Raw genomic sequence first — 11,886 nt, forward strand, 5'->3', positions numbered from 1 at the left:
AGGAGACGAGCGTGGACAGCACGACCGCCCTGATCTTGGGCATGGAGGTGGGGGTTGCCATCGGCCTGTCGGTGGTTGCCGCCGGGGCGGAGTTCGGCGAGCGGTCCGCCGCCCGGCAGGCGCTGCGCCTCACGGCGGCGGACAGGTTCTACAGCCAGTTCCTCGCCTGTCGGCTCGCCCATCGCCGGGCGGTCGACGTACCGCTGCGGTTCGAGCGGCCGATCTACACCAGCAGCCGGACGTGGGGGGACACGTGAACACCGACTATGACCCGCAAAATGTTCAGTTTGCGACCACCTCTGACGGTGACGTGGTGCTGTACCTGCCGGAGATCACCTACCTGGACACCCAGCAGTGGTCGGTTGAGATCGGCCTCACTCCGGAGCACCTGGTCCAACTGCGCGACGCCATCACCAACCACCTGCGTAGTGCAGACCCAGCCGATCGTGGTGACTCCGATGCTTCACCGTCCTGATCAAAGCGAGGGCGTGACCGTACTGGCATCAGCGGAGCATGTTCATGAGTCTCCCCGCGATCGCCTGAAACTCACGCCCGTCGTTCCTAGCTTTCGTCAGCTCTTTTCTCACATTCGCCAGCTCCGTTCTCGCATCCGCGAGCTCGCGTTCGAGTTGTGCAACACGACCTTCCGCCTGCGGCTCCTGGGGGCTGGGCAGCGGCTCTTGGTTGGTGGGTTGACCAGGAACCAACCTTCCGCTTCGGTGCAGAACGGCTTCGACGTCCGTGTCGAGGTACACGTTCATTCTGCGCTTGCCCGCTTTCCCGATAGGCGTGATCTTCCTATTGGTTTGCCACCTTTTAAGGGCATCTCGGGTAAGGCCATACCGGCTCATGACCTCGCTGGTTGTCAACTGTTCCGGAGAGCGCTGGTTGGTCATACCTCCACAACGCACCACCAAGAGGCAGGAAGCGGATGGGGGGCTGACCACACCCCATCGTGTGGCCACCTGCATATCTGGATGACGCTGCGAGCTCACCGAGGAGATGTTCGTGTCTGACTGTCTGCTGTGCGAGAAGCCCGAGCCGACCGGCAGCTACCTGTGCGTCGGCTGCACGAAGGCCACCGAGGTGCGGGTCCAGTCCCTGCCCGCCCTCTACCGGGGCCTGGGCCCGTTCCTCCGCCCGGCCGGCGGGGTCGGGCAGGGCCGGTCCGGGAAGGGCGGGCCCGCCCGGCTGCCGGTCGACGAGGACATCCTGGACCTCCGAGGCCCAGGCGGCATCGTCGGGGTCGCCGAACGGTGGCTGGCTGACGTCCGCCGGGACCGTGGCCACACGGTGGCCACATCCTCGGGCGGGGTCGACGTCCGCTTGCAGGCCGCGGTGGCCGGGCTGCTGGCGAACATGTCGTGGATCGCGGTGTCGTGGCCGGCGGCTGGGTACTTCGCGAAGGACATCCGCGACCTGGTCGACTCGCTCCGCACGATCATCGCCCCGAGGCCCGCTGTGGGGCTTGGGCAGCGGGTGGGGAACTGTCCGGCGGTCGACCCTTCGGGGATGATCTGCGGGGCGGTGCTGCGCTTGGCGCCGGGCGAGAAGGCGATCGTCTGCCCGTGGTGCACGTGCTCGTACCCGCCGTATGTGTGGGCGCAGTTGAAGTCGTGGGTCGACGCGGACACGAAGGCGCAAAGCACGGCGTGACACCTTGCCTACAACCTCGGGTTGCAGTAGCGTTCCGTTTGTGCCCAACAGCTCATGGCGCAAGAGAGTCGCTGATGAAAAACGGCGACAGAGGGACCTGCAAGACGAGCTGCGGGCCAGCGCTATCCGGAGAGCACACGCACTTCAGGACGGCGTGGCCGAGCTGGGAAGCCAGGCCGCTGTCGCCCGAGAGATCGGGGTCAGCACCACCGCAGTACAGAACGCGATCAGGGACTACGGAACGGCGACTGCACCGCCGACCAAGCCCACAACTGAAGATCAAAACAAGTAGGCCCCCCGGCTAAGGCGACTGCACCGCCCGCCGGAGGGTGACTACTCGGGGTGCCGGACGCGCGTCAACGCGGCCGGTTCCTACCGCCAACCTTGACCAACCAAGGAGACGGTTATGGCTAACTCTGCCATGCCCGCGGCCACCACCGCGATCAGCCCCGCGCAGCAGCTCAACGAGCGCTTCGCCACCATCTACACCGCCTACCTGCCGCGCATCACCGCGCTCGTCGGCAGCCGCATCTTCAACGCCGATGACAAGCACCTCACCGACGACCTCACCGCCGAGGCGTTCACCCAGGTGTGGCTCCACCTCCACAAGTGCGAGGCCACCACCGACGCCCAGACGTTCAACTGGGTCGCCACCATCGCCCGCCGCACCGTCGCCGGCCACTTCCGGCTCAAGAAGAACACCATGGAGCGGCCCACCGACCTCGGTGACTGGCAGTACGCCAACCGCCCCATGGACCAGGCCGCCGGCTACTACACCCCCACCGCCACCGGCTTCCGCACCGCCGCCCCCTCCCTCACCGGTGGTGTCCGATGAGCGTCGACACCAGCGCCTTCCACGCCCCGCTCCGCGACCCGGACGACGACGGCTGGGTGCCGTCCCTCGACACGGCCCTCCGCCTCGCCCGCTCCGTGCTCGCCGAAAAGTCCACCGCGAACCTCCACGACCCCGACGCGATGATCGCCGCCGCCGTCAGCCTGGAGATGCGCCTGCGCCAGCTCGTCGCCGCCCTCGACCAGGAGGCCGGCCGATGAAGCCCCGGCACATCAGCATCCCCACCGCCGACCACGGCGACGTCCAGGTCACCGAACCCGACTGGTGCACCGCCGACCACACCGGCGAGGCCTACCGCGAGGACATCGAGCACTCCGGCGCCGAAACCCACCTGGTCGTCCCCACCGACTGCCACGGCCCGGTCCTCACGCTGCCCGTCGGGTTCGTGTGGAGGCCGTTCAGCCCCACCAACAGCCAGGTGATGGCCGCGATCGAGATGGACGAGTGGCACGAGTTCGACCCGCCCGGTCTGGTCCGTGTCGCCGACGCCCTCATCGAGCACGCCGCGACCCTGCGCGTCTACGCCCGCCAGCTCACCGCGATGCAGGCCCGCGGAGGTGAGGGCAAGTGACCACCCAGCTCACCAGGGGGCAGGCGATCGTCCTGTCCGCCGCCGCTGTGCCGATGGTCGCCGTCGGCGGTCTCGGCGGCTGGGGCACCTACAGCAACATCGCCGCCGAGTTCAACCGGGCCGCGACCGCCATCGGCGTCGTTGCCGCCGGGGAAGGCGTCACCCTCGTCCTCGCCCTCCTCATGGTCGGCGTCACCATGCTCGGCCAGGCCGCCCCCGCACCCGTCCGCCTCGGCCTGTGGATCACCCCCATCGGGGCCGGGCTGACCGGGGTGGTCGTCGCCGACAACTACACCGAGGCCGCCGTCTACGGCATGACACCGCTGGCCATGTCCGCCGCCGCCGAAGGACTCGGGTTCCTGGCCCGTCGGGTCGTCGTCTTCACCACCGGCATCGACATGGAAGCCCAGCGCCGCAACGCCGCGACGATGCAGCGCCTGGCCTACCACCAGGCGCGTGCGGCGAAGCACCCGGACAAGCGGGTCAAGTGGTGGTCGACGCGGGCGTCGTGGCGCCTGGCCCGCCGGGTCGGCCACGGTGACGCCCAGCTCGGCCACAGCCTGGTCGGCGTCCAGCGGGAGCAGTTGACCCTGGGAGCCGGCGCGGCCCTCGCCGACATGTACGCCCTCCCGGCCACCGCGGCCGTAACAACCGTGGCCCCCCCGGTGCGGCACAGCGCCACCGAAGTCCTGCGGCGCCGCTTCGCCGAGATGGACCCGGCTGACGCGATCCGTGTCGCGCATGATGCGCACCCTGATACGCCCCCCGCCGAGCTGGCCTCAATGCTCGTCACCTACGGGGTCATCGTCGACGCCGTCCAGGTCGCCCTCGTCCTCCACGGACAGCCCGACCGCATCACCGTCGACCGCGACGATACGGATGATGCGCACCCTGATGCGCTCAATGATGCGGGTGATGCGCCGCAGGTCACAGGCCCGCCCGCCCTCACCAAGGCGCAGGCGATCCTCCAGGCCGCCGCCGTTCTCGGCCCCGACTTCAAGGCCGCCGATGTCGTCGACCGGGTGAAGCGCATCAACCGCATCACCACCGATGACGCCTACGTCCGCACCGTCCTCAGCCGCGAGAAGAAGACCGGCCCCGGCAGCGACGAGAGGCCCATGGAAGGCGGCTACGCGTGAGCGACATCGAGAAGGCCGCGCGCGACGCGGTCGACGCGCAGGCGAACAGCGAGCAGGTCGCGCTCATCCTCGCGGCGCTCCAGGCGCAGCAGCGCACCCAGCAGCCCCCGCCGCCCGCCCCCGCCGCACCGTCCAACGGCGGCGCCGCGAAGTGGATCGGGATTGGGGTCGGCGGGTCCGTCTTTCTGATCACCGTGGCCTTGTCCGCCGTGGCCGTCGCCATCACCGCCGTCGCCCTGGCCATCTGTGTCCTCGTCCTGCGCAGCGTGTGGCAGGACATCAAGCCCAAGTAACCGCCCTGACCAGCCCATCCGTCCGGAAGGAACCACCGTCATGAGTGCCCGTAATCGTGCCGCCCGCCAGTTGGCCGCCGACCACGCCAGCATCCTCGACGCCGCCCTCGCCCGCACCTGACCCCGGCTCGCCCTGTCGTCACCAGCCCCCGCTGGCTGGTGGCGGCAGGGAGGCCCGGAACAGCCGGACCCCGTACCGAAAGGCAACCCCATGGGCGTGTTCAGGAAGACCCCCGCCGAGAAGGCCGCGATCGCCGACCTGAAGGCCGCCGACAAGGCCCTCAACGACAACACGGACCGCGAGTTCAAGGCCGGGGTCAGGGACGAGACCCCCGAGTATCAGCGGCTCAACCAGGCCGCCAACGACGCCGCCGAGAAGGTGTCGTGGTGGCACGGCGGCACCAAGCGCTAACCCCCACCCCCGAGCGAACCAACACTCCGAGGAGATCCGCCATGTACGGCTACACCCGAGCCGAGTCCCGCCAGCGCGGCAAGCTGTTCCGCAAGGGCTTCAAGCAGGCCCTCGCGGACTGCGTGGACCCGGCGTTGCAGCATCAGATCGAGCGCATCGACCAGGCCGCCGCCGAGCGCGGACAGCGGGAGCTGAACGCCCTGTACTCCGTGCAGGAGAGCGACCGGCAGGCCGTCGCCCAGGCCAAGGCCGCCGTGCGCACCGCGAGCCGCACCGACAGGGCCGCCGCCAAGCAGACGCTGCGGGACGCCGAACAGCGGCTCAAGCGGTCCGAGCGGGCCGTCAGCAAGGCCGAGAACCAGTAGCTGCACCACGGGGCGGCCGCGAATCCGCCAAGACAACCGGCCGCCCCGTGCCCCTGCGCAGCCAACAGACCAGCAGGAGAGACCATCATGACGGATACCGAAATCGGCCCCGTGAACGGGCACACCCTCGCCAAGCTCCACCCCATCCCCCCGGAGGCCGTCCCCGAGGCCCGCGCCGAGCAGCCGGCCTCGACCACCCAGGACACCGCCGAACCCGCCGCACCGGTCGCGGTCGACAACCCGGACCTGCCCTCACCTGGGGTGACGCAGGAGAAGCGGCGCCCGATCCTCGCTCCCTGGCTGACGAACAAGCCCGACTTCCTGGCCACCACGAAGCACGCCGGGGCGAACGCCGGATACGCCACCCTGTTCCACGGGGTGCGCCTGCCCGTCTACGCCCTGCGCCTGAGCCTCATGGCTCCCCGCGGCGCCTGCCGGTTCGTCGCGGACACCAACCGGTGGGTGTGGGACCGGGAGGCCGCACCGCTGCGGGAAGCCGCTGTGCGGGCCGAGGACGCCGTCGAGTACATGACCCTGTCCCGGCTGCGCGCCAACCGGGTACGCCTCCGCGGCCTGGTCGCCGTGGTGTCCGCCGTGTTCGGGGCGGGGTTCGCCCTGTGGCTGTACGTCATGGCCCCCGGCTTCCTCGCCGCGTTCGCCGCCGGCGGGGTGCTGCTGTGCGGGCTGGCAGGGCAGGAGAAGGACGCCCCCGTCATCGGCCCCGCCGTGCTGAAGACCGAGGTGCAGAAGATGACGGGCAGCATCGTGCTGCGCGGCCTCGACGCCATCGGCAACGCGAAAATCTCCGCCGCGATCAAGAAGGGCGGTGACATGAACGGCATGAGGTTCGTCTCCGAGATCGTCCGCGATGGGCCCGGATACCGCGCTGACCTGGACCTTCCCTATGGTGTGACCCCCGACGACATCATGGAGGCCCGCTCCCCCCTCGCGTCGGGGCTGCGCCGGAAGCTGGGCTGCGTGTGGCCTTCCCCCGACCCCGACGAGCACGAGGGCCGGCTGATCCTGTGGGTCGGGGACAAGCCGATGAACGAGACGACGAAGCCGGCGTGGCCGCTGCTGAAGGACGGGTAGGTCGACCTGTTCAAGCCCGTCGTGTTCGGCAACGACCAGCGGATGCGGGACATGGTCGTCACCCTGATGTTCGCCAGCGTCGTCGTCGGCTCGATCCCCCGCATGGGCAAGACCTTCCTGATGCGGCTGTTCCTCCTCATCGCCGCCCTCGACCCGCGGGCCGAACTCCACGCGTTCGACTTCAAAGGCACCGGCGACTTCAAGGCCCTTGAGCCCGTGTGCCACCGCTACCGGGCCGGCGAGGAGCCCGAAGACATCGAATACGTCGTCCAGGCCCTGCGGGAACTCAAGGACGAACTGCGGCGCCGGGCGAAAGTCATCAAGTCGCTGCCCACCAGCATCTGCCCGGAGTCGAAGGTGACCAGCGCCCTGGCCAGCGACAAGCGGTACGGGCTCCACCCGATCGTTGCCGGGTTCGACGAGTGCCAGGTGCCCTTCGAGGACGAGAAGTACGGCGCCGAAATCGAATCCATCTGCACCGACCTGACCAAGCGCGGTCCGGCGCTGGGCATCGTCGCCATGTTCGGCACCCAACGGCCTGACGCCAAGTCCCTGCCCCCTGGCATCAGCGCCAACGCGGTGCTGCGGTTCGCACTGAAGGTCATGGGCCACACCGCCAACGACATGGTCCTCGGCACCGGTGCCTACAAGTCCGGCATCCGGGCCACCATGTTCTCCCGCTCCGATCGCGGCATCTGCTGGATGTCCGGCGAGGGGGACGATCCGCGCATCGTTGCGTCCGCGTTCGTCGATGCTCCCAGGGCTGAGCAGGTCGCGGCCCGCGCTCGGAAGCTCCGTGAGGACTACGGCAACATCACTGGCCATGCCATCGGCCAGGGCCCCGAGGCGTCCGCGGGCATGGACGTCCTGGCCGACGTTCTGAAGGTCGTGCCCACTGATGAAAAGACGGTGTGGTGCGAGCGGGTCGCCCTGCGCCTGGCCGACCTCCGGCCCGACGCCTACGCCGGGTGGAAGGCCGAGAACGTCACCACCGCACTCAAGCCCTGGGGCATCAAGACCGACCAGGTGTGGGGACAGACCGACGACGGCGAGGGGAAGAACCGGCGCGGCATCAAGCGCGCCGACGTGGCCGCCGCGATCACCCGACGCGACGCCGACCGGGCCGCCAACTAGCCCCGGAACGGGCCGCTAGACCTAGCACCCCCACCCGCTAGGTCTAGCACCCCCGCTAGCAGCCGAACGGGCCCCTGAGCAGGCATCTAACGCCTAGCAGGGGCCCGCCCAGCACCCCTTATTTCCCCGGATTCGGGAGGAGAAGCACCCCATGCTCATCGCTAGCCTCGCCCTACTCTCCGCCGCCCTCTACTACACCGCCCTGTGCGCTCTGCGGCCGTTCGCCCCGTGCCGCAAGTGCCGCGGCCTCGGGCAAATCCAGCGCCTCGGAAAGCCCCGTATCTGCCCCCGCTGCCACGCTGGCCGGATGCGGCTGCGCCTCGGCCGCCGCGCCGTCAACGCATGGCTGCGCACCCAGCACTCCGGCACACGCCCCACCCCGACCCTGACGAAGGAAACCCGTTGAACACCGTCACCGAGCCCACCTCGCTGGACGAGCACCTTGACCGGCTGCCGTTGGTGGTAAGCGCCGCATGGCCACTGATCGGCGACCTGTCGATCTGGAGGGTCTTCCGGTTTCTGTAGCTACACCTTGGGCCCCGACCGCCCACGACGGCCAGGGCCTCTTGGCAGCCAGGCGGTCAGTCGGCAGGCGGTCAGTCGGCCTCAAGAAGCGTGAACGCCAGCACCACACTGAGGACGGCGTTCATCAGTGTCAGCCATGCCACCCACCGCATCCTGCTGTCGACCCCGAGGGCCAGCTTGCGAATCTGTTCAACATCACCCCAGGTGGGCGCCCGGTTGGCTTTACTGGCCTGGCTCCGCAACGCAAGGAGAGCCAGCACGCCACCGACCCCAGTGGCAGCGGCGGCGACTATGGCTATGACGAAAAGAGCGATCTTCATGGCCGCAACTTAGACGCAATGCCGGTGTCACACTGGGCATATGGAGTACCACCTGCCGCCCCTCGGCACCCTCACCACCCGCCTCGCCGCGCTCTCCGCCGACGTCGCCCCCGCCACCATCCGCGACTGGGTCCGCCGCGGCCTCCTCACCCGCTGCGGCGGCACCCCAAAGCGCCCGATCTACCGCGCAGCCGACGTCGAAGCCGCCCGCACCGCCGCCAAACCCACCCGGCAGGGACAGCGCTCACAGACAGCCGCTTGACCTGCGACGAAACATGCGCCACGATTTGGGCAGCACACGCATGTCCGAACACCCCAGGCCCCCGCCACACCGGCAGGGGCCTTCGCCGTTCCCCGGACACGAACACCCGCCCTGCCCGATGATGGCCCCTCACGCCACCATCCCTGGGGGGACCATGCACACCCGCACCACCACCGCCGCCCTCGCCGCGGTCGTCCTGCTCACCCTCACCGGGTGCAGCAGCGACAGCGAGCCCGACACCGCGGCCAAGCCCAGCGCTGCGCCGACCCTCACCGACGAACAGCGCGCCACCGCCCGAGCCGCCGCCGGCATCCCGCCCGAGCCCAGCACCACCACGCGCTACAAGTACCTCGAAGCCCTCAACGCGATCGACCGGCGCATCGTGGACGGCAAAGACGACAAGGCCATCAGCCGCGGCCTCAACCAGTGCCGGTCCATCAAGTCGTCCCCCGACGACCGGGAGAAGCTGGTGAAGTCGGCCCTCGGCCGCTTCACCATCGACACCCGCCTCCCGGAGATCGCCACCCCGGAAACCGGCGGCAAGATCCTCGACGCCGTCCACCACCACCTCTGCCCCGACTTCTGACCCACACCACCAAGGCCCGGCCGCGCACACTGCGCCGCCGGGCCTCGGCACGCCAGGAGGCACCCGTGGCCAGACGTAAGGCGCTGCAGGTCTGCCCCACGCCAGGCTGCCCCGCCCTCACCCCCCAGGGTCGATGCCCCGCCTGCCAGGCCAAGGCCAACCAAGCCCGACCCGCCCACCGCAACGCGGGACGAGGCACCGCATGGCGCAACGCCAGCGCGCGCTACCTCGAAGACCATCCGTACTGCGAGTGCGACGAGTGCGCGCCGCTGCTTCCCCTGCAGCGCGACCTGGCGACCGAGGTCGACCACATCGACGGCCTCGGCCCACTCGGCCCCCGCGGCTTCGACCCGACGAACTGGCAGGCCATGTCGAAGCGGCACCACAGCCGCAAGACCGCACGCGAGACGTTCGGCCACTGACCAGGCCGTCACGCTGAGCGACCTGACCCAGGGGGGTACCCCCGGCTGGCCTGGGGGTTCCAGACGCGGGGGAGGGCGCTCGAAGGTGCGACGGGTTCAAAAGGTCTCCGCTGTCACGCAAGGTGATGGCGCTCGGTGCTGCGCAACGCAGCGTTGGAGGGGTGATCGTTATGCCCAGTGGCGGAGCGCGTGCTGTGTCCGGGCCGCCGCCGGACCCGCGTTCGCTGAAGAGCGCGGCGTCGATGGAGAACGGCGGCTGGCGGACGCTGCCGGCGGAAGGTCGGGGCGGTGTCCCGCCTGAGTGGCCGCTGTCGACGGCCGCCGACCGGGAGCTGGACCTGTGGGAGGAGCTGTGGGCCAAGCCGCAGGCCGTGGCGTGGGAGGACATGGGCCAGGCGCTGGAGGTGGCGCTGTTCGTCCGGACGCTGGCCGAGGCGGAGCGCGCGGACGCGCGGGTCGACGTGAAGAAGATGGTCCGCGGCTACCTCGACAGCCTCGGGCTGAGCGTGGCGGGCATGAACCGCAACCGGTGGAGGATCGCCCCGGCCACGGAGGAGCCGGTCGCCGCCGGCCCGGTGTCTGCGGCGCCCGCGCGGCGGCCGTCCGCCAGGGACCGGCTGAAGGTCGTGTCCCGTGTCGAAGGCGGCTGAGGCCGCCGAGTTCGTCGTCGACTTCCCCACCTTGTGGATCGTCCCGGACTGGATCGAGCGCCACTGTCCGGTCCCGGACGGGTTCCGTGCGGGCGAGGACATGGAGCTGTACCCGTGGCAGCTCTGGTGCACGGTCAACCACTACCGGGTGAAGCCGGGCGCGACCGTGGGCCAGCTCGCGCCGGCCTTCCATTATCGGCGTAGCCAGGTCGTCGCCCCGCAGAAGACGGGCAAGGGCCCGTGGTCGGCCACGATCGTCCTGGCCGAGGCCGCCGGTCCGGTCGTCTTCGACGGGTGGGCCAAGGGCGGTGAGCGCTACTGGTGCTCACAGCACGGGTGCGGCTGCGGCTGGTGGTACGACTACCGGCCCGGTGAGCCGATGGGGACGCCGTGGCCGACGCCGCAGATCCAGTTGACGGCGACCTCGGAGGACCAGGTCGCCAACGTGTACAGGCCGCTGCAGTCCATGGTGAAGCGCGGTCCGCTCGGTGCGCTGCTGCGCGTGGGCGAGGAGTTCACACGGGTCGGGGATCAGGGCCGCATCGACGTCGTGACCTCATCAGCGCTGTCCCGGCTCGGCAATCCGATCATCTTCGCTCTGCAGGATGAGACCGGCCTGTACAACACGGCGAACAAGCTGCGCCGGGTCGCGGAGACCCAGCGCCGTGGGACCGCGGGCATGGGCGGACGGTCGATGGAGACGACGAACGGGTGGGACCCGTCGGAGGGCTCGGTGGCGCAGACGACGTCCGAGGCGAAGGCGCGGGACATCTTCCGCTACCACCCGCAGGCCCCGAAGACCTTGTCCTACGCCAACAAGCGGGACCGCCGGAAGATCCACACGGTCGTCTACGCCGGGTCGTCCCACGTGGATCTGGATGCGATCGAGGCCGAGGCCGCCGAGATCATGGAGAAGGACCCGGCGCAGGCGGAGCGGTTCTTCGGCAACCGGTGCGTGGCGGGGTCGGCGGCCTGGCTGGACGGCGCGAAGTGGGCGGGCAAGGCCGGCCCGCAGCGCGTGCGGCCGAGGACCCGACTCGTCCTCGGGTTCGACGGCTCCGACTCCGACGACTGGACGGCGATCCGCGCCGAGACCATGAACGGCTACCAGTTCACCCCGCTGCACGGGCCGGACGACGCCCCGACGATCTGGAACCCGGCGGACTTCGACGGCCAGGTCCCCCGCGCCGAGGTGCGCGCGGCCATGGGACAGCTCTTTCGCCGGTACGACGTGGTGCGGCTGTACGCGGACCCGCCGTACTGGGAGACGGAGATCGACGACTGGGTCGACGAGCACGGAGAGGAGCGGGTGATCCGCTGGCACACCCGGCGGATCGTGCAGATGCACTCAGCGTGCGAGCGGCTGAAGACGGACGTGATCAAGCGGGACGGCACCTTCCGGCACGACGGGTGCGAAATCACCCAGTCCCACATCGAGAACACCCGCGCGGCCGCGCGCCCGATGGACCGCTACGTGCTCCGCAAGGCCAGCCCCACCCAGAAGATCGACGCCGTGATCCCCAGCATCCTCGCGCACGAGGCGCTCGGCGACGTCATCAAGGCGGGTCTGGCCACACGGCAGACGTCCTACTACTACGGCGCGTGA

19 protein-coding genes and 1 pseudogene are annotated in these 11,886 nt (G+C 69.8%); 18 read left to right on the forward strand and 2 right to left on the reverse strand.

The genetic code is table 11. The features are described from left to right. Nucleotides 1-11: 11 nt before the first annotated feature. Complete coding sequence (locus ACZ6EJ_RS04825; protein ID WP_469264635.1) at nucleotides 12-257, forward strand: hypothetical protein; 246 nt, start codon at nucleotides 12-14, stop codon at nucleotides 255-257. Next, nucleotides 254-475 (forward strand): hypothetical protein, encoded by a 222-nt coding sequence (locus tag ACZ6EJ_RS04830; RefSeq protein ID WP_469264636.1) that lies wholly within the window; start codon nucleotides 254-256, stop codon nucleotides 473-475. The genes ACZ6EJ_RS04825 and ACZ6EJ_RS04830 overlap by 4 nt, the downstream gene beginning before the upstream one ends. Before the next feature lie 28 nt (nucleotides 476-503). Here the strand turns inward: ACZ6EJ_RS04830 and ACZ6EJ_RS04835 are convergent, their stop codons facing one another. After that, a complete protein-coding gene (locus ACZ6EJ_RS04835) occupies nucleotides 504-896 on the reverse strand; it encodes a hypothetical protein (RefSeq protein ID WP_469264638.1) in 393 nt (130 codons plus the stop codon). A 106-nt stretch (nucleotides 897-1,002) separates the two neighbouring features. Here ACZ6EJ_RS04835 and ACZ6EJ_RS04840 point away from each other — a divergent pair, with 106 nt between their 5' ends. From ACZ6EJ_RS04840 to ACZ6EJ_RS04890, 11 genes and pseudogenes are all read left to right on the forward strand, one after another. Continuing rightward, on the forward strand, nucleotides 1,003-1,656 hold the full coding sequence (locus ACZ6EJ_RS04840; protein WP_469264640.1) for a hypothetical protein: 654 nt from the start codon (nucleotides 1,003-1,005) through the stop codon (nucleotides 1,654-1,656). A 406-nt stretch (nucleotides 1,657-2,062) separates the two neighbouring features. Beyond that, nucleotides 2,063-2,491, forward strand: a complete 429-nt coding sequence (locus tag ACZ6EJ_RS04845; RefSeq protein ID WP_469264642.1) for an RNA polymerase sigma factor — start codon at nucleotides 2,063-2,065, stop codon at nucleotides 2,489-2,491. Continuing rightward, nucleotides 2,488-2,709: a hypothetical protein gene (locus ACZ6EJ_RS04850; protein WP_469264643.1), complete on the forward strand. Its 222-nt coding sequence runs from the start codon at nucleotides 2,488-2,490 to the stop codon at nucleotides 2,707-2,709. Before ACZ6EJ_RS04845 ends, ACZ6EJ_RS04850 begins: the two co-directional genes overlap by 4 nt. Next, nucleotides 2,706-3,080, forward strand: a complete 375-nt coding sequence (locus tag ACZ6EJ_RS04855) for a DUF6907 domain-containing protein (protein WP_469264645.1) — start codon at nucleotides 2,706-2,708, stop codon at nucleotides 3,078-3,080. Before ACZ6EJ_RS04850 ends, ACZ6EJ_RS04855 begins: the two co-directional genes overlap by 4 nt. Beyond that, nucleotides 3,077-4,219 (forward strand): conjugal transfer protein, encoded by a 1,143-nt coding sequence (locus tag ACZ6EJ_RS04860; protein WP_469264647.1) that lies wholly within the window; start codon nucleotides 3,077-3,079, stop codon nucleotides 4,217-4,219. Before ACZ6EJ_RS04855 ends, ACZ6EJ_RS04860 begins: the two co-directional genes overlap by 4 nt. Then, the gene (locus ACZ6EJ_RS04865; RefSeq protein WP_469264649.1) at nucleotides 4,216-4,512 is read left to right on the forward strand and encodes a hypothetical protein; all 297 of its coding nucleotides are present in this window, start codon (nucleotides 4,216-4,218) and stop codon (nucleotides 4,510-4,512) included. The genes ACZ6EJ_RS04860 and ACZ6EJ_RS04865 overlap by 4 nt, the downstream gene beginning before the upstream one ends. A 211-nt stretch (nucleotides 4,513-4,723) precedes the next feature. After that, the gene (locus ACZ6EJ_RS04870) at nucleotides 4,724-4,924 is read left to right on the forward strand and encodes a hypothetical protein (protein ID WP_469264650.1); all 201 of its coding nucleotides are present in this window, start codon (nucleotides 4,724-4,726) and stop codon (nucleotides 4,922-4,924) included. A 41-nt stretch (nucleotides 4,925-4,965) separates the two neighbouring features. Then, nucleotides 4,966-5,289: a hypothetical protein gene (locus tag ACZ6EJ_RS04875; protein WP_469264652.1), complete on the forward strand. Its 324-nt coding sequence runs from the start codon at nucleotides 4,966-4,968 to the stop codon at nucleotides 5,287-5,289. Between the two features lie 87 nt (nucleotides 5,290-5,376). After that, nucleotides 5,377-7,515 (forward strand): annotated as a pseudogene (locus tag ACZ6EJ_RS04880) (cell division protein FtsK). Nucleotides 7,516-7,666: 151 nt separating this feature from the next. Continuing rightward, the gene (locus ACZ6EJ_RS04885) at nucleotides 7,667-7,921 is read left to right on the forward strand and encodes a hypothetical protein (protein WP_469264654.1); all 255 of its coding nucleotides are present in this window, start codon (nucleotides 7,667-7,669) and stop codon (nucleotides 7,919-7,921) included. Continuing rightward, nucleotides 7,918-8,040 carry a hypothetical protein gene (locus ACZ6EJ_RS04890; protein WP_469264656.1) on the forward strand — a complete coding sequence of 41 codons (123 nt, stop codon included), beginning with the start codon at nucleotides 7,918-7,920 and terminating at the stop codon, nucleotides 8,038-8,040. Before ACZ6EJ_RS04885 ends, ACZ6EJ_RS04890 begins: the two co-directional genes overlap by 4 nt. A gap of 71 nt (nucleotides 8,041-8,111) precedes the next feature. Here ACZ6EJ_RS04890 and ACZ6EJ_RS04895 read toward each other — a convergent pair whose 3' ends face one another. Then, nucleotides 8,112-8,360: a hypothetical protein gene (locus tag ACZ6EJ_RS04895; RefSeq protein ID WP_469264657.1), complete on the reverse strand. Its 249-nt coding sequence runs from the start codon at nucleotides 8,358-8,360 to the stop codon at nucleotides 8,112-8,114. Between the two features lie 40 nt (nucleotides 8,361-8,400). Between ACZ6EJ_RS04895 and ACZ6EJ_RS04900 the strand changes: the two genes are divergently transcribed. The 5 genes from ACZ6EJ_RS04900 to ACZ6EJ_RS04920 all read left to right on the forward strand — a co-directional run bounded on the left by ACZ6EJ_RS04900 (nucleotide 8,401) and on the right by ACZ6EJ_RS04920 (nucleotide 11,886). After that, nucleotides 8,401-8,622 carry a MerR family transcriptional regulator gene (locus ACZ6EJ_RS04900; protein ID WP_469264659.1) on the forward strand — a complete coding sequence of 74 codons (222 nt, stop codon included), beginning with the start codon at nucleotides 8,401-8,403 and terminating at the stop codon, nucleotides 8,620-8,622. Nucleotides 8,623-8,776: 154 nt separating this feature from the next. Then, nucleotides 8,777-9,208 carry a hypothetical protein gene (locus tag ACZ6EJ_RS04905; protein WP_469264661.1) on the forward strand — a complete coding sequence of 144 codons (432 nt, stop codon included), beginning with the start codon at nucleotides 8,777-8,779 and terminating at the stop codon, nucleotides 9,206-9,208. A gap of 65 nt (nucleotides 9,209-9,273) precedes the next feature. After that, on the forward strand, nucleotides 9,274-9,630 hold the full coding sequence (locus tag ACZ6EJ_RS04910; RefSeq protein ID WP_469264663.1) for a hypothetical protein: 357 nt from the start codon (nucleotides 9,274-9,276) through the stop codon (nucleotides 9,628-9,630). A 194-nt stretch (nucleotides 9,631-9,824) separates the two neighbouring features. Further along, nucleotides 9,825-10,280: a hypothetical protein gene (locus ACZ6EJ_RS04915; RefSeq protein WP_469264665.1), complete on the forward strand. Its 456-nt coding sequence runs from the start codon at nucleotides 9,825-9,827 to the stop codon at nucleotides 10,278-10,280. Further along, a complete protein-coding gene (locus ACZ6EJ_RS04920) occupies nucleotides 10,264-11,886 on the forward strand; it encodes a hypothetical protein (RefSeq protein ID WP_469264667.1) in 1,623 nt (540 codons plus the stop codon). Before ACZ6EJ_RS04915 ends, ACZ6EJ_RS04920 begins: the two co-directional genes overlap by 17 nt.

This window comes from Streptomyces sp. NPDC041970 (assembly GCF_055588985.1).

Excerpts from the sequence above, each read along its gene's own strand:
- ACZ6EJ_RS04835 (WP_469264638.1), bottom strand. The coding sequence starts at position 896 with ATGACCAACCAGCGCTCTCCGGAACAGTTGACAACCAGCGAGGTCATG.
- ACZ6EJ_RS04840 (WP_469264640.1), top strand. The coding sequence starts at position 1,003 with ATGTTCGTGTCTGACTGTCTGCTGTGCGAGAAGCCCGAGCCGACCGGC.
- ACZ6EJ_RS04845 (WP_469264642.1), top strand. The coding sequence starts at position 2,063 with ATGGCTAACTCTGCCATGCCCGCGGCCACCACCGCGATCAGCCCCGCG.
- ACZ6EJ_RS04850 (WP_469264643.1), top strand. The coding sequence starts at position 2,488 with ATGAGCGTCGACACCAGCGCCTTCCACGCCCCGCTCCGCGACCCGGAC.
- ACZ6EJ_RS04855 (WP_469264645.1), top strand. The coding sequence starts at position 2,706 with ATGAAGCCCCGGCACATCAGCATCCCCACCGCCGACCACGGCGACGTC.
- ACZ6EJ_RS04870 (WP_469264650.1), top strand. The coding sequence starts at position 4,724 with ATGGGCGTGTTCAGGAAGACCCCCGCCGAGAAGGCCGCGATCGCCGAC.
- ACZ6EJ_RS04875 (WP_469264652.1), top strand. The coding sequence starts at position 4,966 with ATGTACGGCTACACCCGAGCCGAGTCCCGCCAGCGCGGCAAGCTGTTC.
- ACZ6EJ_RS04885 (WP_469264654.1), top strand. The coding sequence starts at position 7,667 with ATGCTCATCGCTAGCCTCGCCCTACTCTCCGCCGCCCTCTACTACACC.
- ACZ6EJ_RS04895 (WP_469264657.1), bottom strand. The coding sequence starts at position 8,360 with ATGAAGATCGCTCTTTTCGTCATAGCCATAGTCGCCGCCGCTGCCACT.
- ACZ6EJ_RS04900 (WP_469264659.1), top strand. The coding sequence starts at position 8,401 with ATGGAGTACCACCTGCCGCCCCTCGGCACCCTCACCACCCGCCTCGCC.
- ACZ6EJ_RS04905 (WP_469264661.1), top strand. The coding sequence starts at position 8,777 with ATGCACACCCGCACCACCACCGCCGCCCTCGCCGCGGTCGTCCTGCTC.